Origin of the sequence: Salmonirosea aquatica, assembly GCF_009296315.1 — a bacterium.
Lineage (GTDB): Bacteria > Bacteroidota > Bacteroidia > Cytophagales > Spirosomataceae > Salmonirosea > Salmonirosea aquatica.
In genome coordinates this window covers 5,684,391-5,704,672 of sequence record NZ_WHLY01000002.1, presented here as the reverse complement: position 1 = coordinate 5,704,672, position 20,282 = coordinate 5,684,391, and the positions used below count along the sequence as shown (strand labels likewise).

General features: G+C 47.1%; 17 protein-coding genes and 3 tRNA genes. 9 read left to right on the top strand and 11 right to left on the bottom strand.

The window, feature by feature from the left end:
• Positions 1 to 33: 33 nt before the first annotated feature.
• From GBK04_RS24565 to GBK04_RS24555, 3 genes are all read right to left on the bottom strand, one after another.
• The gene (locus tag GBK04_RS24565) at positions 34 to 840 is read right to left on the bottom strand and encodes a transposase (protein ID WP_152764306.1); all 807 of its coding nucleotides are present in this window, start codon (positions 838 to 840) and stop codon (positions 34 to 36) included.
• Between the two features lie 146 nt (positions 841 to 986).
• Positions 987 to 1,919, bottom strand: a complete 933-nt coding sequence (locus GBK04_RS24560) for a sugar phosphate isomerase/epimerase family protein (RefSeq protein WP_152764304.1) — start codon at positions 1,917 to 1,919, stop codon at positions 987 to 989.
• Between the two features lie 55 nt (positions 1,920 to 1,974).
• Positions 1,975 to 2,997 (bottom strand): cation diffusion facilitator family transporter, encoded by a 1,023-nt coding sequence (locus tag GBK04_RS24555; RefSeq protein WP_152764302.1) that lies wholly within the window; start codon positions 2,995 to 2,997, stop codon positions 1,975 to 1,977.
• Positions 2,998 to 3,045: 48 nt separating this feature from the next.
• Between GBK04_RS24555 and GBK04_RS24550 the strand changes: the two genes are divergently transcribed.
• Entirely contained in the window at positions 3,046 to 3,591 is a 546-nt protein-coding gene (locus GBK04_RS24550; protein WP_152764300.1) for an NUDIX domain-containing protein, read from the top strand.
• Between the two features lies 1 nt (position 3,592).
• Positions 3,593 to 4,207, top strand: coding sequence for a LysE family translocator (locus GBK04_RS24545; RefSeq protein ID WP_152764298.1), 615 nt, complete (start codon positions 3,593 to 3,595; stop codon positions 4,205 to 4,207).
• A gap of 59 nt (positions 4,208 to 4,266) precedes the next feature.
• Here the strand turns inward: GBK04_RS24545 and GBK04_RS24540 are convergent, their stop codons facing one another.
• From GBK04_RS24540 to trhO, 3 genes are all read right to left on the bottom strand, one after another.
• The gene (locus tag GBK04_RS24540; RefSeq protein WP_152764296.1) at positions 4,267 to 5,823 is read right to left on the bottom strand and encodes a GH3 family acyl-acid amido synthetase; all 1,557 of its coding nucleotides are present in this window, start codon (positions 5,821 to 5,823) and stop codon (positions 4,267 to 4,269) included.
• Positions 5,824 to 5,901: 78 nt separating this feature from the next.
• Positions 5,902 to 6,702, bottom strand: a complete 801-nt coding sequence (gene surE, locus GBK04_RS24535) for a 5'/3'-nucleotidase SurE (protein WP_152764294.1) — start codon at positions 6,700 to 6,702, stop codon at positions 5,902 to 5,904.
• Positions 6,703 to 6,713: 11 nt separating this feature from the next.
• On the bottom strand, positions 6,714 to 7,709 hold the full coding sequence (trhO, locus tag GBK04_RS24530; RefSeq protein ID WP_152764292.1) for an oxygen-dependent tRNA uridine(34) hydroxylase TrhO: 996 nt from the start codon (positions 7,707 to 7,709) through the stop codon (positions 6,714 to 6,716).
• 192 nt (positions 7,710 to 7,901) lie between these two features.
• Here trhO and GBK04_RS24525 point away from each other — a divergent pair, with 192 nt between their 5' ends.
• Positions 7,902 to 8,516 carry a deoxynucleoside kinase gene (locus tag GBK04_RS24525; RefSeq protein WP_152764290.1) on the top strand — a complete coding sequence of 205 codons (615 nt, stop codon included), beginning with the start codon at positions 7,902 to 7,904 and terminating at the stop codon, positions 8,514 to 8,516.
• A gap of 46 nt (positions 8,517 to 8,562) precedes the next feature.
• Here GBK04_RS24525 and GBK04_RS24520 read toward each other — a convergent pair.
• From GBK04_RS24520 to GBK04_RS24510, 3 genes are all read right to left on the bottom strand, one after another.
• Positions 8,563 to 8,646 (bottom strand) — tRNA-Leu (locus GBK04_RS24520).
• Positions 8,647 to 8,687: 41 nt separating this feature from the next.
• Positions 8,688 to 8,760, bottom strand: a tRNA-Lys gene (locus GBK04_RS24515).
• A gap of 70 nt (positions 8,761 to 8,830) precedes the next feature.
• A tRNA-Lys gene (locus GBK04_RS24510) sits at positions 8,831 to 8,906 on the bottom strand.
• Positions 8,907 to 9,279: 373 nt separating this feature from the next.
• Between GBK04_RS24510 and GBK04_RS24505 the strand changes: the two genes are divergently transcribed.
• Together GBK04_RS24505 and GBK04_RS24500 are read left to right on the top strand one after the other, a co-directional pair.
• Entirely contained in the window at positions 9,280 to 9,711 is a 432-nt protein-coding gene (locus tag GBK04_RS24505; RefSeq protein ID WP_152764288.1) for an SH3 domain-containing protein, read from the top strand.
• A 138-nt stretch (positions 9,712 to 9,849) separates the two neighbouring features.
• Positions 9,850 to 10,311 (top strand): CHRD domain-containing protein, encoded by a 462-nt coding sequence (locus tag GBK04_RS24500; RefSeq protein WP_152764286.1) that lies wholly within the window; start codon positions 9,850 to 9,852, stop codon positions 10,309 to 10,311.
• Between the two features lie 69 nt (positions 10,312 to 10,380).
• Here GBK04_RS24500 and GBK04_RS24495 read toward each other — a convergent pair whose 3' ends face one another.
• Entirely contained in the window at positions 10,381 to 12,594 is a 2,214-nt protein-coding gene (locus tag GBK04_RS24495) for a T9SS type B sorting domain-containing protein (protein WP_152764284.1), read from the bottom strand.
• A 50-nt stretch (positions 12,595 to 12,644) separates the two neighbouring features.
• On the opposite strand from GBK04_RS24495, the gene rlmD reads away from it, so the two are divergent.
• The gene (gene rlmD, locus GBK04_RS24490; protein WP_152764282.1) at positions 12,645 to 14,045 is read left to right on the top strand and encodes a 23S rRNA (uracil(1939)-C(5))-methyltransferase RlmD; all 1,401 of its coding nucleotides are present in this window, start codon (positions 12,645 to 12,647) and stop codon (positions 14,043 to 14,045) included.
• 46 nt (positions 14,046 to 14,091) lie between these two features.
• Here the strand turns inward: rlmD and dnaB are convergent, their stop codons facing one another.
• Positions 14,092 to 15,573 carry a replicative DNA helicase gene (dnaB, locus tag GBK04_RS24485; RefSeq protein WP_152764280.1) on the bottom strand — a complete coding sequence of 494 codons (1,482 nt, stop codon included), beginning with the start codon at positions 15,571 to 15,573 and terminating at the stop codon, positions 14,092 to 14,094.
• 374 nt (positions 15,574 to 15,947) lie between these two features.
• On the opposite strand from dnaB, the gene GBK04_RS24480 reads away from it, so the two are divergent.
• The 3 genes from GBK04_RS24480 to GBK04_RS24470 are packed head-to-tail and all read left to right on the top strand — an operon-like array spanning position 15,948 to position 20,275.
• Positions 15,948 to 16,904, top strand: a complete 957-nt coding sequence (locus GBK04_RS24480; RefSeq protein WP_152764278.1) for a PhoH family protein — start codon at positions 15,948 to 15,950, stop codon at positions 16,902 to 16,904.
• Positions 16,885 to 18,210, top strand: a complete 1,326-nt coding sequence (locus GBK04_RS24475; RefSeq protein WP_373331314.1) for a M43 family zinc metalloprotease — start codon at positions 16,885 to 16,887, stop codon at positions 18,208 to 18,210. The genes GBK04_RS24480 and GBK04_RS24475 overlap by 20 nt, the downstream gene beginning before the upstream one ends.
• Positions 18,211 to 18,220: 10 nt before the next feature.
• Positions 18,221 to 20,275 (top strand): ComEC/Rec2 family competence protein, encoded by a 2,055-nt coding sequence (locus GBK04_RS24470; protein ID WP_152764273.1) that lies wholly within the window; start codon positions 18,221 to 18,223, stop codon positions 20,273 to 20,275.
• The last annotated feature ends 7 nt before the right edge of the window (positions 20,276 to 20,282 follow it).

Sequence of the window (20,282 nt, the reverse complement as noted above, 5' to 3'; positions counted from 1 at the left end):
AAGGTTAAAATGACCTTCAAGATGAAGCCCTGATCAGTGACAGCGTGTACCTTTTTCAGAAACAGGGCAGTTATCTCGCTGAATGTGGTCTCGATCGCAGCGGCGAACCGTCGGCTTACGATGGTGGCGTATCAGAAAGTCAACCGAGGGGTGGTGAGGCCTATGGGAGTTTTTCCTTCGGGCCACCCAGAAATTCAGGTTTTCAGCCTCTTTCAGCTCGTCCTCCATCCAATAGTCCGTGAAGCCACTGTCGAGGTAGACTTCCGAGCCCGGCGGCAGGTCGAGGGGCATCTGGCGCAAGCCGTCGATCTCGGCCCATGAGCCGGGCGTGAAACAGTACTCGACGGGGCGGTTGGCCTCGTCAGTCATCACGAAGACCTTGATACCGTAAAACGGGGTCGCCCGGCGATACTGCCGCTTGGAGGCGTTGCGCCCCCGGTACTGTTCGTGTTTGAAAAGGCGGCTGCGGGGGATGCGGATATTGTGGCAGGAGTTGAGCGGAAAGCTGTCGATTCGATACACCATACTCTCACTGAGGGATTTGAACACGTGCCCCAGTTGAAGAAACAGGTCCGCCACCAGTTCACCCAGCCGATGGATGCGCCGCGAGAAGCGGCTGGCCTCGACCATGCCGGGCATCAAACCAGTCTGTTGGACGAAGCCGTTGGCGTCGCAGTGGTTGCTGCCGAAATGAAGGGCCGCCGCCACGGCCGTGGTGATCACCTCGCTGTCGCTGCACGCGCAGGCGGGATGATCGCGGTGGCCCAGGCTTTTGAGAATATCGTCAATGATCACGTACAAGTAGGTGGTTTCCGTGACTATTTTTACCGTGTCGGACATGGGGAGTGTTGGTTTTGGTTCGCAACACTAAGCTAGCGCTTCCCTGTCCGGCTTTCTATAACTAGCAACTTGAATTATTTATTAAAATAGGAGGGGTAGGTTGGAACAATCCAAATAAATTATTCCAACCTACTCACCCGTCTTTTTTATGACAAAGCCATTCCGACTTTCTCCAGAATAGCTTTGGTTTTTCTAATTCCCTCGTATTCATCGAGCTTGCTACCTTCGTATTCGATGCCCACAATCCCTTTGAATCCGCTGTCCTGTACAATCTTCATGATCTTCATGTAATCGGTTTCAACCACATCACCATTTTCCTTGAAATCATAGGTCTTGGCGCTTGCTCCTTTGGCGTAGGGCATCAATTCCTTGGTACCCTGGTAGCGGTCATATTCTTTTACACATTCGTTGGAGCCGGGCTTTCGTTCAAGGCAGAAATTGCCGAAATCGGGTAGGGTACCTACGTTATTACGACCTACCTGCTTCATGACCCCCGAGAGCCACTGGCCGTCCGAAGAGTAGCCCCCGTGGTTTTCGACAATGACATTGATTTTCATGGTACCGGCGAATTCACCCAGTTTCCCCAGGCCGTCTACGGCGGCTTTTGCCACTTCCTCAGCGGTACCTTTGCCGAAGGCATTGACCCGGATGGTTTTGCAACCCAGGTACTTGGCTGCCTCTACCCATTGGTAGTGGTTCTCAACGGCCTTGTTGCGAGTGTTATCGTCCAGTTCCCCCAAGCCACCCTCGCCGTCGATCATAATAAGATGGTTTTTTATTCCATTGTCCTTGCAGCGCTTCAACAGATCGTTGAGGTAGGTTGTGTCACGGGCTTTGTCCTTAAAAAACTGGTTGACGTATTCCACAATCCCAATGTCGAACTCCTTCCGGGCGATTGCAGGAAAATCCAGGTTGGTTATTTTTTTAGCGAATAAGGCTTTATGAAGTGACCATTCTGCCAGTGAAATGTCAAAGAATGGTTTCTTGGCCACATTTCCGGCCATACTATGGCTAAGTGGGGTTATGGCCAAAGCGCCAACTCCAAGTTGTCTGAAAAAATCTCTGCGTGATTGCGACATGATAGGGAATGGATTGGTTGATTTGTGAGCGTAAAAGCGAGCAGGGGATCAGCTTCTAATCATGATCCTGTTTAATTTTCAACTGGGCTTCGGTAAAGAGCTTCTGATTCTTGGCCAGGTTGACGACATCCCAGTCGATGTCGTGCTGAAAGGCGTGGCTGCGTACGTGGCATCCCTTTAAACGACAGAAATAGCAACATTGGGGTAAACAGGGGTCCGAGTGAACAAATATTTCTGTTTCGCCGGGATGATTTTCTTTCAACACATCCTCGAACTCCCGGATCGTGTCGTGGGATTTCTGGAGTTCCCAAAAGTAGGGTAGGGTCAAATGGCAATCGATGTGTAAGTCGGAGCCGTATTGCTGCACCCGTAGATTGTGCACATCGATCCAATAATTTTTTTTGTGGGCCCGAATCGCTTCAACGACCTGCTGCATCAAAAGCGGGTCACTCTCATCCATCAGACCGGCCACCGATTTCCGGGTAAGTTGATAGCCATTGTAGGCTATGAGCAATCCGAATACCAGCGAAGCCACACTGTCGATCCATTCCAGACCCGTCCAAAGTACCAGTAATACACTGATTAAGAGCAGGATGCTACTTACACTATCTGAGAGCAAGTGCTTGCCATCGGCGGTGAGAGCCAGAGAATTATACTTTTTGCCTTCGCGCACCAGCAGCAATCCAACCGCGGAATTGAGGATTACCGTAACGAATATAAGTCCTGAACCCAGGGTCAGATTGGCAAGCGGCTGGGGATTGAGGAGTCGAGTTAAGGCTCCGTAAGCGATGACCACCGAGGCGATGATGATGAGGGCTCCTTCAAAACCAGCGGAAAAGAATTCGACTTTGCCATGGCCATAGGGGTGGTTGGAGTCCTTGGGTAGAGCTGAAAGTCGGATGCTGTACAAGGCGAATCCACTGGCAAATACATTGATTATGGATTCCAGGGCATCGCTCAGAATCGCGTTTGAATCAGTGAGGTAATAAGCCAGGAATTTCAGCCCCGAGAGCAGCAGGCTCATCACGAAAGACAGCAGGATGAGCCGAATTTTACGCTTATTGTGGTTTATTTGCATTTTCAATGGAAAAACTATCCGGACAAAGGTATTAAGAATATAAGTACTATGACTACCGAAAATAATTGGGAGACGCTGACCGATGTGGTCGTTTATGACAATCCCTGGCTGAAACTCCATCACCGCGATGTTATCAATCCGGCCGGGAAACCGGGTATCTACGGTCTGGTGAGTTTCAAAAACAAGGCCATTGGAATTGTACCCCTCGATGCCGAAAATAATGTATATCTGGTGGGACAGTTCAGGTACACTCTCAACGAATACTCGTGGGAAATACCGGAAGGGGGCGGCCCGCTGGATGAAGAACCGCTGGAAGCAGCCCGTCGCGAACTAAAGGAAGAAACGGGGCTTGTGGCCGAATCCTGGCAGCAGTTTGCCCGGATACATACGTCTAATTCCGCGACTGACGAGGAGGGCTTTCTCTACCTGGCCGAAGGGTTGACTCAATTCGAGCAGGAACCAGAAGACACCGAGGAGCTGCAAGTCAGGAAGGTACCCCTGGCCGAGGCCGTAGAAATGGTGATGCGGTCGGAGATCACAGATGCTCTCTCCGTGTGTGGAATTATGATGGTAGCGCGTTTGAAAGGAATCTGATATGGTGCTTGCTCTTTTTTACGGACTTATTACCGGAGTACTGCTCTGCCTGACATTTGGTACTGTATTCTTTTCTCTGGTTCAGAATAGTGTCGATAATGGTTATAGAAGTGGGATTAAAATTGCCTTCGGGGTAGTGGTTTGCGATGCTATCTTTGTGTTTTTTGCCATCTTTGGTACCGCCCTACTTCCACATATCGAAAATTTTGAGAAATGGATGGCCGGAGCCGGTGTGATTTTCCTGCTGATACTCGGGATCAATAATCTGGTGCAAAACCAGCCCAAAATTGTTTACCCCAAATCGAAGTTTGGTGACTTTCTGTTTTATTTCACTACTGGATTCCTCCTGAATGGACTAAACCCCGTAAATTTTATCAGCTGGGTCACGATTGCAACCTATGTTCGTTCTACCCTACATTATGATATCAACCAGATCAGTCTGTTTTTTCTTGCCAGTTTGTTAGCTGTATTCCTCACCGAGTCGGGCATTGCACTCTCTGCCCATCGGCTGAAACGTATTTTCACTCCCCGAACCGTTAAGGTATTCAACCAGGTAACCGGGGTTGTATTCGTACTGATCGCAGGTCAAATCGCTTATTTCAATTTCTTGAAGTAGCTCACAAAAGAAGAATCAGATCACTACCTTAAAAAATCATTGGGATCAGCCAGTAAAATTTATTGATACCCGTTCAATTTCAGGTAGGTTTCCCAATCGCCGATCAGATTTTTCTTCATCACGCGCGGAAATTTATGCTGGCCTCCCATTTTGCCTTTTGACTCCATCCAGCCATAAAAGGCTTCATTGGGCAATACCGTGATAAAAATGTCTTTCAGGGCGTGCTTCCGTTCTACAGCATAGTCGTCATTGACTTCATTGAGTTTTTCATCGATCAACCTCTTGATCGTTACCGGATCTACCGCAATGTCGCTACCGATGTACCAATGATGAGCGAAGAGGGAGCCGTGCGAGATACCCGCCACGGTAAATTCTTTCACGGTAATACCCAATTCATGCGATACCAGATCAATGGCTTTATTCATGTTGTCCACTGAAAGATGCTCGCCGCATAGACTAAGGAAGTGTTTCGTACGCCCGGTGATTACAATTTCTGCCTTTTCCTTATCCACAAATTTGATCGTGTCACCAATCAGATAGCGCCAGGCTCCCGCGCAGGTCGAAATCAGCAATGCGTATTCCTTTCCTTCTTCCACTTCATCCACCATCAAGGTTTCGGGATTCTCCTTTATTTCGCCCTCCGTGTTGAAATTCAAATCATTAAAAGGGACAAACTCAAAAAAAATGCCGTTGTCCATTACCAGTTGCATACCCGCTGCACTGGGCCGGGGCTGATAAGCCAGAAAGCCTTCGGATGCCAGGTAGGTGTCGATATAAATCAGGGGTTTGCCCAGCAGGCGTTCAAACCCTTTTTTGTAGGGTTCAAAGGCTACCCCCCCGTGCCCGAATACCAGGAGGTTCGGCCAGATTTCGTGAATATTCTTAAGTTTATAATGAGCGATGATTTTCTCCATCAGCAGTTGGATCCAGGCAGGTACCCCCACCACAAAACCGATGTCCCAGTCTTTGGCTTGCAGGGTAATTTCTTCCAGCTTCAGACTCCAATCCTTTTCCGCTGCAATTTTTCCACCGGGTTTATAATAGGGTTTGAACCAAAAGGGAATCTGACTGGCGTTAATTCCACTCAAATCTCCTTCAAAATAATTCTCTTTCTTGTTCAAACTCGTGCTGCCCCCCAGCATCAGAAAACCTTTCTCGTATAGATTGTCAGGTAAGTTTTTGTATTTTCCCAGGCTGAGAATTTGCCGGATACTAGCGCGCTGCATGGCCTTTGACATCGCGTTGGTGACCGGTATGTACTTAGACGAGGCTTCAGAGGTACCCGAACTCAGGGCGAAATATTTGACCCGACCTGGCCAGGTAATATTTTTCTCTCCTTCCAGTAACTGATTCCACCATTCCTTATAGATCTTATTGTAGTCGTATACAGGAACAGAGGCTTTGTATTTTTCGTAAAATTCGCGGGGTTCTCCAAAAAGAGAACTGCTGAGTATTGATTCAAAGTTGTATTTTTCTCCGAATTGGGTGTATCGTGCCCGGGACAAAAGTTTGGAAAGGGTTCGCTTTTGCTGTTTGAAGGCATTGATTTTCCGGCGTGAGGTCACCAGACTCCCCACCCGGATTCCTCTTTTGAGCAAACTTCCTATAATGGCCATAGGGTATTGAACTTTGATGAAGTAGTTAAACTGAGTTGAGTGGAATACGAACGTGTAAGCTGTTCTCCTGAATTTTAATCAAAATTCCCAATGTGTAATGGATTCGAGTGCCTGATAAGCAGTCAGGTCGTACTGACAGGGTACCACCGACACATAATTCTGCGAAAGAGCCCATTCGTCCGTATCCTCTTTGTCATGGTCGTAGTTAACAAAATCTCCCGCCATCCAAAGGTATCCCCTTCCGTAGGGATCTTTCCGATAATCGAATTTTTCCTGCCATTTGGCATTGGCCTGACGACAGATTTTGATACCCCGGATGGGTTGCTCCGATTCCGCGGGAAGGTTGACATTGAGGGCCACACCCTTGGGAATGCCATTTTTCAGGGCTGACTGGACTATTGAAAGTACCAACTCCTTTACGTGGTCAAATCCCGCTTTTTCCCGGAAATCGCAAAGTGAAAACCCGATGGCGGGAATACCCTCAATAGCCGCCTCGATGGCGGCTGACATGGTACCTGAGTATAAAACACTAATGGAACTGTTACTACCATGGTTGATACCGCTCACAACGAGGTCAGGGGCACGGTCCTTAAGTACATAGTGTTTGGCTAGTTTTACGCAATCCGCCGGGGTACCTGAGCACTCATATTCATCAACATCCTGAAAAATTTCGGTGGAATAGAGTCGGAGCGGTTCACCAATTGTGATGGCATGGCCCATACCAGACTGCGGACTGTTCGGTGCAACAACAACGACCTCGCCGAGGGTTTTCATAAGTTCAACGAGGGTACGGATACCTAAGGAGGTAATGCCATCGTCGTTTGTGACCAAAATAAGAGGTTTTTTTGATTGGGTTTGTAAATCGGTTTGGTCAGACATTGACACAGCGTTTAGTTGGAATTTGATGAAGTACGAAGTAGTGGGCTCTGTGGGCTGGTTTCTTTCTTTCGCTGACTTGTGAAGCCCTGCCTGGGATTATAATGATTGCTTTGGGTACTGTAATTGCCCGTGCCATCATAAGGTCGGATATTGGGGTGTGTTAGGCATTCGTCAGAACAGGCTCCTGATAATTTTTGGCCACAAGACGCGCATATGGGTACATGTCGGTTGCAATCTGGATTGGCACAGTTTACCATCCGTTCACAAGGTTCACTGCAAACGTAGCAAGTGGAGATAACCTCGGGGTTCACCCGGTTTACTTCCACGGCCACCCTGTTGTCGAACACATAACATTTGCCATCGAAATTCTCTCCACCTGCTTCCAGCCCGTAGCGGATTATTCCACCGTGAAGCTGGTATACATTCTCAAATCCCCGATCTAGCAGGTACGCACTGGCTTTTTCACATTTGATTCCCCCCGTGCAATAGGTGATAACTTTCTTGTTTCTCAAATGAACAATTTCATCGATGTGTTCGGGAAGTTCGCGTAGATTTTCCATGTCAAATGTTATGGCGCCCTTAAATCGACCTACTTCATGTTCGTATCGCGAGCGCATATCCACCAGAACCACATCCGGATCGTGCATCATTTCTTTAAACTCAGAAGGTTCGATATGCCGTCCAGTGCGGCGGGTGGGATCGACCGGTAGGTCGGAATTTACGATTTCATCCTTGACCCTCACATGTAGCTTATTGAAGGCATGGGCATCGTGTTCTTCAATTTTAAACTGAGTGGCTGCAAACCGGGGGTCGGAACGAATGTATGCCATATAAGCTTCGCAATCTTCCACCAGTCCTGATACCGTACCATTGAGACCCTCCCGGGAGACTATGATACGGCCGAGCAAATTATTTTCAATGCAAAATAGATGGTGCTCATCCCGATAGGTTTCAGGATCATTGATCCTGACGTAGATATAATATAAAAGGACGCGGTATTTTTTCATGCCAATGGAACTTGGTTATAGCCCACAAAGATACGAAATGGTACAAAACATCGGGTGAAGAGCTGGGCGACTACCAGGATTTATAGGAAATCAGTCCGGATGAAGGAATGTTTTTATATATTTCGGTGTGTCCGTTCGGGCTGGTCTCTTTAACTAATTATTCTGTTCACCAAATTAACAGGCTCATTTATTATGCACATTGCCATTACCGGAAATATTGGAGCGGGGAAAACCACATTGACCCAAATGTTGGGGCAACATTACGGGTGGGGGGTACTTTATGAGGCTGTGGAAGGAAATCCATACCTGAATGACTTCTATAAGGATATGGAACGTTGGGCGTTCAACCTGCAAATCTATTTTCTCAATAGCCGGTTCGCCCAGGTACAGAAAATCCGCTCCCTCACGTATACAACCGTAATTCAGGATCGCACCATTTATGAGGATGCTTATATTTTTGCCCGAAATCTGTATGATTCCAAAATCCTCACGGAGCGCGATTACCGTAGCTACCTGATGCTTTTCGACACGATGATTCAATCCGTTTCAGCCCCGGATCTTATGATCTACCTTCAGGCTGACATTCCCAAACTCAAGCAACAGATCAAGAAACGAGGCCGAGATTTTGAAGCAGACATTTCGGAGGAATATTTACAAAATCTGAATACCTACTACGAAACCTTTGCCAATAGTTACGAGCATGGTAAGCTGTTAGTCATTGATGTCAATAGTATGGATTTTGCTAATAATCCTGATGATTTCCAGGCCATTGTGGAAGTGGTGGACAGGGAATTATTTTATCATTAAGTAAAAAAGCTGCATCTCATATGATGAGATGCAGCTTTTAGGAGAGTATCCGGAAGGAGAGTCGAACTCCTACACCCGTAAGGGCACTACCCCCTCAAAGTAGCGTGTCTACCAATTCCACCACCCGGACAAATTTCGCATCTGAGCTGCCTATATTATTTTTTAAAATCGTGATCCCGCTGGGATTCGAACCCAGGACCCATACATTAAAAGTGTATTGCTCTACCAGCTGAGCTACAGAATCGTTTTATGCTTTACTCTATCAGAGTGCCAAATAGCAGCAAAACTGCTTATTCGGATAATGTTACCTATTTTGGTGATCCCGCTGGGATTCGAACCCAGGACCCATACATTAAAAGTGTATTGCTCTACCAGCTGAGCTACAGAATCATACAATTCATTGGAGAGGATAGTACCTTTTCCGTAATTGCGATGCAAAATTAGAATTCCTCCCTGTACTATGCAAGTAACACTTCGTAAATACCCAATTTTTCTAGCGCTTTATACCTGTATTTTATATACAAATACCGTGCTTTACGGCCAATCAAAAAGGCTTAATCAGGCTGATTCTCTGTTTACTATCGGAAAGTACACCCAGGCCTACAAAATTTACCAAAAAAATATTGAAAATGACCCTGCTTTCAATCCCAATTTGTTGATAAAACTCTCCTACCTGGCTGAGAAAGCGAAACAGCCGGCCGAGAGTTTGTATTATTTAAGCATATTAGCCCAGAAGGAACCTAGCGTTGCACTGTTGGAAAAAATGAACCAAATAGCCTTAGCCAATAATCTTGAAGGATACCAGTTCAATGATTTTAGCTATTTTCTGATATTCTACCGACGGTACGGGGGATATATTCCAATTCTGTTGCTCACTCTGGGGGTTTATGTAGTGGCAGTCATGATTATCAAACTCAGAAATGGGGAAAAAATCCAGAAACGGCATAAATGGGCAACAATTTTTTATTTGACCGCTCTATTCGGGCTCCTCAACATACCTAACAACTACACCACCGGGGTGATCAGAAACGAATTGTCATTCATCAGGTCGTTCCCGTCGGCGGCGGCTCCGGTGGTGGACGTGATACGCCGGGGCAACAAACTGACCATCATAGGTACCCGTGACCACTGGAACCGGGTAATATGGGAAGGGCGTATCGTATTCATAAAACAAAGTGATATGTGGACAATCTGACTGCATTGACATTTACTGGAAAATTTTAAGTGTGTGTTCAGGAAAAAAACTTAAAAAGTGAAACAACACGATCTGCTGGCACGGTTATAAAAGTGAATTGACGTATATTTCGGCATTAATCCAAAACAGCTTAATTTTATGAAAAAGATGATGAGACATTTTGCATTTGTATTGATCGGCGCGACTTTGCTTAGCAGCCTGATTTCCTGCGAAAATGATGGGCCCGATGAGAGCGATATCGTCAAATACCAGGCTACCATCAACAGCCAGAATACTATTCCAAGGTCTACCTCATCCGCCCAGGGGTCGGCGGTACTGGAGTACAATAAGGTGACGAAAGTCCTGACTTACAATGTCACCTACCAGGGACTGACGCCAACTGCGGGTCATATTCATAAAGCAGAACCCGCCTGGGAAACTGGCCCGGTCATTATTCCGTTCGCCAATGTAGGTACCTCACCCATTACTGGCTCCGCCACATTGACACCTGAACAAGAAGACTTGTTGAGTTTTGGCAATCTTTACATCAATCTCCATACCACTCAATATCCACAAGGAGAAATTCGGGGCCAAATCCTACCAGTTGCATTTGGGGATTAATAAATAACATACAGAAAGTATGTAGCAACGGCAGCAAAGCTTCATGCCCATGAAGCTTTGCTGCCGTTGCTATTTCAGTAGATTCAAGGTCCCTTTGTATTGATGAATCGAATACCTGATTTGGTAGAAGTAAGTACCCATGGGGGCATCCAGCGGACACCAATCCTGGGTGCGATCGCTGGTTCGGTACACCAGGCCACCCCAACGGTTATAGATTAGTAATTCTTCAAATCGCTCATTGCAGTTGTCGAGGGGTAGGGCCTGAATATCAAAGCAGTCATTCTTGCCATCCTGGTTGGGCGTTATGACGTTCGGGAGCTTGACTATCGATTCGGCGATGCGATCCTTGATGAGAATAAAAATAGTGGAAGTATCCCGGGCGGCCTGACAACTCTTATCTTCACAAATGAAATCCAGGGCGAACAAGCGTTCGGATTTTCCACCCAGTAGGCTACAATCGGGTACCCAGGCGAAGGGACTAAGTACCTCCCTTACCCCAACCCTGTTCAAAAAATCCATACCGGCTTCACCCATTGAAAATCCTCTCCCAATTCCAAACAAGGACAGTTGGGTCGTATCCAAGTCGTTGGCGATTACGTCAAATATAAGTTGTTCGGGAAGATCCGGATTCAGTTGTATGACTACCGTATCCTTGGGAAGGGTAGTTCGGATCTTTGGCGGGTTATTCAGTGACTGCTGCAACGCAAAAAACACCCGGGTGGTATTTGATAGTGAATTAGTACCACAGCGCAAGTCGGTGATTCGAAAATCAACGGCAATTGTGTCAGAATTGGACAGGGTACAGGGAGGCTTCCAGCTAAAAACCTGCGAAATGTCGCCTTTTCCCCGGACTGGGGGAAAACTGAAACCGTACTTATCGAGCGAAAATCCCACACCCGATGCGCTGAGGAGAATGCTGTCGGGATCGGTATCCTTGCCTAAAACGTCAAATTCCACCAATTGATCCGGGATTGCTGACACCCGAGGCTGTTCAAGGGAAGTGGATACCGTTGGTGGTGCATTGGGGGTACCCTGCCGGTATATGGTGAGATGCAGGGTATCGGTCAGGGGCACGGGGCAACTTTCGTCTTCCGCGATGAGATCCAAGCGAATGGGACGATTATCATCCGTTATAAAACAGTCATCCAGACAAAACTGAAAAGATAAAGTATCATTGCTTTTTCGGGTGCGGAACTGGGATGGGAGCAGAAAAAAATCGCTACGGTTGGAGTTGACGGCTCTCCCTTTTACACGAATCAACTGGTTAAAGTTTGGATCTGTGACCTGAACAGTAAAACAGGCTGAATCACGCTGCGTTAACCGAATCACGCTGTTATTTTTGATTTGTTCTTTTTTTGAATTCTGCACTACCAGAATCTTAGGCGGGAAAGCTTCAAAGCATTCGATTACCTTCAATTGAAAATCGCGGGTCACTGAGCCGATCAACTCACCCTTTCGATATTCGCTCACCCGCACGGAAAACACGAAAAGCCCTAGTTTATTCGCCGTAACGGAAAGTCGTCCAGTCTGGGCATTAATCCGTAATGGACGTATTCCTGGTATGGCATTGTTCAATGATATTCCATCCACCCACAACACGGTTGGGTAGTTGCTGGTCCCGACGGGTTGTGGGGAGGGTACCGTACGGCTACTGTAACCCGTAAGAGGGGTAGTTAAGCTATATACCAAACTATCACCATCGGCATCGGTAGCCCCGAAATCCAGATAATAATCAGCATTTATGCATGCGTAGTCCCCTTGTACTTCACCAAATTCAGGGGCAGAATTCCGAAAAACACTTCCGTTTTTGGTCAATGGAGGAAAATGAAGGAAAAACAAGCTACCCACATCCCCAGGTGTGCGGATATTGTCAATCACGTTGTTACGACAGCACCGGTCCCACACGATATAGTAGCCGCCTGGATCGCTGAAGTCACTGGCATTCAGTAAAATATCCAATGAGTAGGTAATGAAAAGCGTCCGAAGGCCCGAATTGCCGCATTCAGGATTGGTATAGGTTATATTTTTTCGGCTTACTTTTGGGACTTGAACCGAGCCAATGCGGCGGTTGTCGGAGGTTTGGAAAAAAAACAAATTGACAAACTGATCTTCGGCCTGGGGCGATCCATTGATTTGATCAAAGTACAGGTTGAGTCCCACCCGGTGACTGGCACTGCCTCCGGCGGGTAGGGCTTTGAATACAAGTTCGCCCCCGACAATATGGGTACTATGTGCAGTTAAGTAAATGAATAGTAATAAGATACATAGTAGAAGTCGCCTCATGCCATCACACGGTATAGGTATAAAAGATCAATTTTACTCTATTTCAGTCTATGCCTGTCACTAAAAGGTACGAAAATATTACAATTACTGATTTTGCCGCCGAGGGGAAGTGCATTTATAAGTCGGACGAAGGGGTAGTGTTCATTCAGGGAAACGTGGCGCCTGGTGATGTGGTGGATCTCGAAATCACCAATAAGCGCAAAAAATTTCGGGAAGCCATTGTCACACGTGTTCATTCACTATCCCCACTTCGAAACACTCCTTATTGCCAACATTTCGAAGTTTGCGGGGGGTGCCGCTGGCAACACATAGACTATGCCGAGCAATTAAAATTCAAGCAGCGCCAGGTACTCGACCATTTTGAACGTATTGGCAAACTGAGGAATGTGGAATACCAGGAAATCGTGGCTGCCCAAACTCAGTTGTACTACCGGAACAAATTAGAATTTACTTTCTCAGACTATCGCTGGCTGACTAATGAAGAGGTGCAGCGGGCAGACCAGTACTCCCGCAATGCTTTGGGCTACCACGTACCAAAACGGTTCGACCGCATATTTCAGGTCGAAAAGTGTCATCTACAGCCCGATCCTTCCAATGCGATCCGGAATGCCCTGCATGCGTATGCTGAATCTAAAGGCTATGTATATTACGACATCAAACGTAATGTAGGTATGATGCGCAATGTCGTGATCCGTACCTCCAACACCGGCGATGTACTGGTCATTGTACAATTTGCCGAACCCCAGTTAGAAATTATCGAAGATGTTTTAAGGTTTTTAAAAAACGAGTTTTCTGAGATTACCTCGCTCTATTACATCGTAAATCAAAAAGGAAATGATTCCTACCAGGATCAGGAGGCGATTCATTTCTATGGAGAACGGTACATTAAAGAACGCATGGAGGACCTTACGTTTATGATAGGTCCCAAATCGTTCTACCAGACTAACTCGGAGCAAGCTTATCAACTCTACTCATTGACGCGGTCTTTTGCCGAACTCACGGGATCTGAGCGAGTGTATGACCTCTATACGGGTACGGGTACCATTGCCAATTTTGTGGCCCGACAGGCCCGCTCGGTCGTGGGTGTGGAGTATGTGGAAGAAGCTGTGGCCGATGCACGGTTGAATTCTGCCCAAAATGGCATCACCAACACCCGGTTTTTTGCGGGAGATATGAAACGGATACTGAATTCTGAGTTTTTGGTTCAACATGGAAAACCCGATGTCATCATCACCGACCCTCCCAGAGCCGGTATGGACCCGGCTGTAATCCAGACAATCCAAGCGGCGCTTCCCCAACGAATCGTGTATGTAAGTTGTAACACAGCTACCCAGGCACGGGATCTGGAACTACTTTCAGTGAGGTACCAGGTGGTAAAAACCCGGCCGGTTGATATGTTTCCCCATACCCATCATGTCGAAAATGTAACACAACTCGTGCTCAGGAGGTAGGGGTACCTTCTAATAAAAAGGATTGAGAATAATTCAAGAAAGAAATTTAGAAAGGCGGTTCTTCACCAGGACCTTTGTAATCAAAATTTGAGAGATTATTAGCCTTGCTCTTGAAGATGGCCGGTTCCCGGCCACCACCGCTGTTTTCAAACGATGTAAGCGGATCTGTACTAGGAGGGGGTAGGGGACGTGATGCGGGGGTAGGAGCTGGTGCGTAGAAAGCGTCCAGATCGGAGAACTTGGTGAATTTCCCCACAAACCGCAATTGTACCGTATCTAGTGAACCACCCCGGTTTTTGGCTACAATCACTTCACCAATACCGGCCACGGAATTGCCCGTGTCATCCTGCGTGATTCCGTAGTATTCTGGACGGTAGAGGAAAAGCACCATATCCGCATCCTGCTCAATAGATCCTGATTCCCGAAGGTCAGAAAGTTGAGGACGTTTTTCACCGCCCCGTGTTTCTACTGCCCGGCTCAACTGCGAAAGAGCAATTACGGGTACATCCAACTCTTTCGCCAGATTTTTCAGCGAGCGGGATATGGAAGCAATTTCCTGCTCTCGGTTTCCACTTTGCTTGCCGCCAGTCTCGCCCGACATCAGTTGAAGGTAGTCGATTACGATCATTTGAATATCGTGCTGAGCTTTCAATCGGCGACATTTGGCCCTTAGTTCCAAAATAGAAAGTGCCGGGGTGTCGTCTATGAAAATAGGAGCATTGGTGAGGCGGCTGATGCGGTGGTGAATCTGCGCCCACTCGTGAGGGGCCAGGTTGCCTTTCCTGATTTTTTCGCTGTCAATTTCGGCTTCGGCGGAAATAAGACGATTGACTAGCTGGACGGACGACATTTCCAGCGAAAAAATGGCTACCGGCATATTGAACTCTACCGCGGCATTGCGTAGGGCCGAAACCACGAAGGCCGTCTTACCCATACCGGGCCGGGCCGCTAGAATTACCAGTTCAGTTTTCTGCCAGCCCGATGTCAACCGATCCAGGCTACTGAAACCTGAAGGTACCCCCGTCAGTCCATCCTGATTATTTTTCTTTTTATCGAGCTCATCGAGCGCTATACGCATCAACGCGCCCATGTCGGCGTAATTCTTTTTGATGTTAGACTCTGAAATCTGGAACAATGCCTGTTCGGTACGATCTAGAAGCTTGAAGACATCGGTGGTGTCTTCAAACGCTTCTTTCTGAATTTCAGAAGAAATGGTAATCAATTCACGTTTGATGGCAGCCTGTGAGATGATGCGGGCATGGTACTCGATATTTGCTGCCGAATTGATTTTTGATGTGAGTTCGGTAATAAATGCGGCTCCCCCTATAATCTCGAGCTCCCCGGTACTCCTGAGTTTTGAAGTAACGGTCAACAAATCAATGGGTTCGGAATTAACGAAAAGGTTCAAAATTGCGCTATAAATGCGCTGATGGGCTTCTTTATAGAAACTTTCGGGTTTAAGAATATCCGCCACCGTCGAAAGCGCATCCTTCTCGATCATCAGGGCCCCCAGCACAGCTTCCTCCATGTCAACGGCTTGGGGGGCAATTTTCCCATTCCCGATGAAGAAGAATCAGCCCCCAGCCAGCGGTTGGCACTGGCCGGACGCCCGGGCGACTGGGAAGAGTTGCCTGATTTTTTGAGGAAATTGAATGTCTTTTCGTTATCCATATATGAACACAATATTACGAATTGCGGTGGAGGATGAAAAGTGCCTCGGATAAGTATTTTTTTGACTCTATCTTACTCCGCTTGATTATGAACGGATTGAACTTCATATATTTATTTAACGTTGATAGATTCTTGACTTTTTGTAAAAAAAGCCAATCATTAGTCTAAATTATCAGTTTAAATTACTACTTTTTATCCGGTATTATCATTCATTTTAACATTTTCACTCATTTGGTAGAAAAAGTAATTACACTCGAAGATGTGTCGCTAGTTGACTTTTTAGGCGTCCATAATGCCAACATCCGTGAAGTAGCCGCCGCTTTCCCCGAAAGCAAAATACTCTCGCGAGGAAATGAAATTCGAATTCAGGGCAGTGCTCCTGAAATTGTCAAGATCACCGATGTGTTGGAGTCTCTGCTTCAACACTATCAAAAATATGGCCGAATTACCAACGACAATGTCACCCGCTACCTCAATGGCCACCTCAATGCTGCAAAAAGTGGAAGTGCCCCGCTGGAAAATGATGAAGATGTAATAATCTACGGCAATAAGGGGATAGTGGTAAAAGCGAAGACCCCCAATCAGAAACGTCTTGTTGAGGCAGCTGCCAAGCACGATCTGGTGTTTGCAGTAGGCCCGGCGGGTACCGGTAAGACCTATACAGCCGTGGCCATAGCGGTTCGGGCGCTTAAGAATAAAGAAGTTCGGAAAATCATCATAACCCGGCCAGCGGTGGAGGCGGGTGAAAACCTGGGATTTTTACCGGGTGATCTGAAAGAAAAGATCGATCCCTACCTCAGGCCTATATATGATGCACTGGATGACATGATTGCGCCTGAAAAGCTGAAATTTTATCAGGATAATCGCATTGTAGAAATCGCCCCGCTGGCATATATGCGGGGAAGAACGCTGAATAATGCCTTCATTCTGTTGGATGAGGCACAGAACACCACACCCATGCAAATGAAAATGTTCCTGACCCGCATGGGCCCGAGCTCAAAAGCCATCATCACCGGAGATAAGTCACAAGTAGATTTGCCGAAAAATCAGAAATCGGGGCTAATCGAATCGCTCACGGTTTTAAAGGATATCAAAGGAATATCGTTTGTGGAGCTTGATGGTACGGATGTGGTGCGCCACCGCTTGGTTAAAGACATTCTGGCGGCCTATGAGATTCACGAAAAGTAGGGTGCGGCATACGATTCTGATGTTCTTGGCTTTTTGGGCGGTCGGAGCGACTGCCCAAATTATTCCTGACAGTCAGGTAAATCGTTGTGGAAGTTACGAGCGTGACCAGCAAATGATGTTACGCTCCGCAGAATGGCGAAGTCGGCGTGCTCGTATGGACACGCTCATAAGTACCTACCTCAAAGACCGGAAAAAGCTCCGGCTTACCGCCGAAGAAGTGATACGCATTCCGGTGGTGGTCCATGTTATCCATGATCAGGCAGAAACGTCCATAGGAGGGGTAAATAATCCGAATATTTCCGATGAGCAAATCCGCTCACAGATCGAGGTACTTAACGAAGATTACCGACGCAAACCTGGAACCCTGGGTTATAACACCAATCCAGTTGGGGCCGATGCCTACATCGAGTTCTATCTGGCCGAGTTTGATCCCGACGGCAGGAGTACTACCGGGATTACCCGACACAAGTACCTTGACAAAACCAGTTTCAATCCTTTTTCAGACGATCTGTTGCTTGCCAATGTTGCCTATTGGCCATCGGATAAGTACCTTAACATCTGGACCTGCCGCTTGACGAACAGCTATCTGGGTATTGCGCAGTTTCCATCGGTTGATAAAGTTGATGGGCTGGATACGGCCAATCAACCCAATTACCTGACCGATGGCGTTATTATAGATTTCAGGTACTTTGGTCGTAAAACTGGAGCTATTACGAGCCGGGTATATAACCTGGGCCGAACCACAACCCATGAGGTAGCGCATTGGCTGGGACTGATCCATACCTGGGGGGATGCCGTTTGTGGCAATGATTTTTGTGCAGATACTCCGCCCACCGAGGAACCCAACCGGACGACGCTTTGCGTGGAAAAATTTTCAAATTGTAATGGCGTGCGTACCCGGAATATGATTGAAAACTATCTCGACTACTCTCCCGATTCATGCATGAATGTGTTCACTATGGACCAAGTAGGTCGAATGAGGGCTGTACTCGCCCTATCGCCCCGTAGGGTCAGTTTGGTGGAATATTCCAAGGAGGGGCGGTTAGACCCTTCCGACAATCTGGTCGTTGAGTTGTATCCCAATCCCGCCCGGGTTGAATTGAACGTGGATGTTCGGTTTGCGGATTTTCAGGATTTCAACTATTCGATTTTTGATTTGACGGGCCGGTTATTGGCCCGTGTAGCTTATCAAAATGTCTACAGCAGGCGCCTGAAACTCGATGTTAGTCTATTACCGCCCGGAAATTATATGATGCAGGTTACTACCCAAAGCGAGACTATTACGAAGCGATTCGTGGTCAATTGAAAATGCACTCATGTACCCTACCCAACCGTTTGTCAGATTTCTGATTCCCTTGGTGGGTGGGATCTTGGGTACCATTTTTCTTAATGACAGGCACTGGTTACTACCCGGTAGCCTGTCGTTTTTTTTAAGTGGTTTACTGGTAGTATGTTGGGTTGCCATACGGCTGGCTCCGCGATACCGGCTTGGCACATCCGGTTTTGTGTTCTTTGCATTATTTTGTTTAGGCATACTGGCGGCTACCCTAAAATATAGTGCCTTCCAGAAACAGATTAGCCAAGTTGAGAACAGGGAGTATGACGCATATGTTCTGGAAGTCAGATCTTTGGGTGAAAAAAGAAAAGCTTCGGTGCGCTATGATGCACAACTTACCTCCCTGCGGGTAAACGGGGAGTGGCAGCAAACTGACGCCCGGGTAATAGTTTCGACGGAGGAAAGGAAGAATTTACTATCCCCGGGTACCCGTATCCTTATCAAAGGCAGGCCACTTAGTCGGCCTGCCCGTCCTTTGAACCCCAATGAGTTCGACTATCAGAAATATCTGGAACGCAAAGGGGTAGCTTGGACGGTTTTTCTACCCGAGGGTACCTATGCCCAATTACCGTCCATCCCCGCAAAGAGCTTGGCTATGTGGGCTACCCGTTTTTCCGAATGGGCCGACACTGAATTGCGGACCCATATAAAAACGGATGCTTCATACGGTCTGGTAAAAGCCATGGTACTGGCTCGACGGGACGATTTGGGGGCTGATTTGCTCAACTCATACATTCAGGCTGGTGCAGTACATATATTGGCTGTGTCGGGCCTGCATGTAGGTGTACTATTTTTATTACTTTCATGGGTATTGGGCGATCTGCGGAAACACCAAAAGGGGCGTTTTCTATACCTGGGCTTAATTATCGGGTTCATATCTTTCTATGCGCTCATCACGGGGCTCTCACCTTCTGTGGTTCGAGCGTCGCTCATGTGCGTTACGTTTGCTGTTTCGCAAACTTTCAGGCGAACCCACGACGGAGTCAACACGTTGGCTATCTCGGCGTTTATTATTCTTTTATTCGATCCACTGGCCCTTTTTGCGGTAGGCTTTCAACTTTCCTATGCCGCGGTACTGGGTATTTTGCTTTTTTATCCCCTCGTCAAAGAAACCGTCGATTCAAAATATAGAGTGATCAAGTGGGTAGGGCAGATTACGCTGGTGAGTCTAGCGGCTCAAGTTTTTACGTTTCCGATCAGTATCTACTATTTTCACCAATTTCCTTCCTATTTCTTGTTGGTCAATCCATTCGTGATTAGCCTGACTCCCATCCTTATTTATAGTGCCATAGCCATACTCGCTTTCAGCTGGATAGGATGGAGCCAGCTGAATGATCTACTGGCTTTATGGACCGATGGGGTAGCCAAGGCAATGAATTACGTCGTCCAGTGGCCGAGATTGCTACCACATTACTTGCTTGAAAACCTTGATTTCGACTTTTTGGAGCTATGCTTTTTGATGATCGCGATGCTTGTGTTATATCAACTACTGAAAAGCCGGAACTACACCTACCTACGGCTATTTTTTGTCATGTGCCTGCTTTTCTGTACCTACGCGACAGCCCGATCATTGAACCAGTTTACGTCCTCGCGGTTGATCATCCACGCTGTTTCGAAACATACGGTCTTATCCATTTCGGAGGGACAAAAAGGCTATGTGATTGCCGACCCGGAATTTAAAACCGATTCGCTGGCCTATAACTTTCATTTGAAAAATTACTTCATAACGCATGGTATAGCCACCGTGCAGTTTCTTGAACTCCCCAATAAAGCACTTTCCCGGCCCGTGCGGATTGACTATATACATTATCCGATCGTTTTTGACTCTTCTGTGCCTGCCCATGAAAAAGGCTTGACCATTCTACGGGAAAAACGCTTTCCCCGCATGAGTAGCCTGGCCACCTACCCCAATTCGCTCTTTGTCGTTAGTCAGGAACTGGGTTTCAAAACAAAAAACCAATGGTTGAATCTACTGGACCGGTCAGGTAATCGCGTCGTCGACCCTTCTGAATCGGGGGCGTTGGAGGTACCCTGATGGGCGG

Excerpts from the sequence above, each read along its gene's own strand:
- surE (WP_152764294.1), bottom strand. The coding sequence starts at position 6,702 with ATGTCTGACCAAACCGATTTACAAACCCAATCAAAAAAACCTCTTATT.
- GBK04_RS24550 (WP_152764300.1), top strand. The coding sequence starts at position 3,046 with ATGACTACCGAAAATAATTGGGAGACGCTGACCGATGTGGTCGTTTAT.
- GBK04_RS24500 (WP_152764286.1), top strand. The coding sequence starts at position 9,850 with ATGAAAAAGATGATGAGACATTTTGCATTTGTATTGATCGGCGCGACT.
- GBK04_RS24525 (WP_152764290.1), top strand. The coding sequence starts at position 7,902 with ATGCACATTGCCATTACCGGAAATATTGGAGCGGGGAAAACCACATTG.
- GBK04_RS24555 (WP_152764302.1), bottom strand. The coding sequence starts at position 2,997 with ATGCAAATAAACCACAATAAGCGTAAAATTCGGCTCATCCTGCTGTCT.
- rlmD (WP_152764282.1), top strand. The coding sequence starts at position 12,645 with ATGCCTGTCACTAAAAGGTACGAAAATATTACAATTACTGATTTTGCC.
- GBK04_RS24475 (WP_373331314.1), top strand. The coding sequence starts at position 16,885 with ATGAGATTCACGAAAAGTAGGGTGCGGCATACGATTCTGATGTTCTTG.
- GBK04_RS24560 (WP_152764304.1), bottom strand. The coding sequence starts at position 1,919 with ATGTCGCAATCACGCAGAGATTTTTTCAGACAACTTGGAGTTGGCGCT.
- GBK04_RS24495 (WP_152764284.1), bottom strand. The coding sequence starts at position 12,594 with ATGAGGCGACTTCTACTATGTATCTTATTACTATTCATTTACTTAACT.
- GBK04_RS24565 (WP_152764306.1), bottom strand. The coding sequence starts at position 840 with ATGTCCGACACGGTAAAAATAGTCACGGAAACCACCTACTTGTACGTG.
- GBK04_RS24540 (WP_152764296.1), bottom strand. The coding sequence starts at position 5,823 with ATGGCCATTATAGGAAGTTTGCTCAAAAGAGGAATCCGGGTGGGGAGT.
- GBK04_RS24505 (WP_152764288.1), top strand. The coding sequence starts at position 9,280 with ATGAACCAAATAGCCTTAGCCAATAATCTTGAAGGATACCAGTTCAAT.
- trhO (WP_152764292.1), bottom strand. The coding sequence starts at position 7,709 with ATGAAAAAATACCGCGTCCTTTTATATTATATCTACGTCAGGATCAAT.
- dnaB (WP_152764280.1), bottom strand. The coding sequence starts at position 15,573 with ATGGAGGAAGCTGTGCTGGGGGCCCTGATGATCGAGAAGGATGCGCTT.
- GBK04_RS24545 (WP_152764298.1), top strand. The coding sequence starts at position 3,593 with ATGGTGCTTGCTCTTTTTTACGGACTTATTACCGGAGTACTGCTCTGC.
- GBK04_RS24470 (WP_152764273.1), top strand. The coding sequence starts at position 18,221 with ATGTACCCTACCCAACCGTTTGTCAGATTTCTGATTCCCTTGGTGGGT.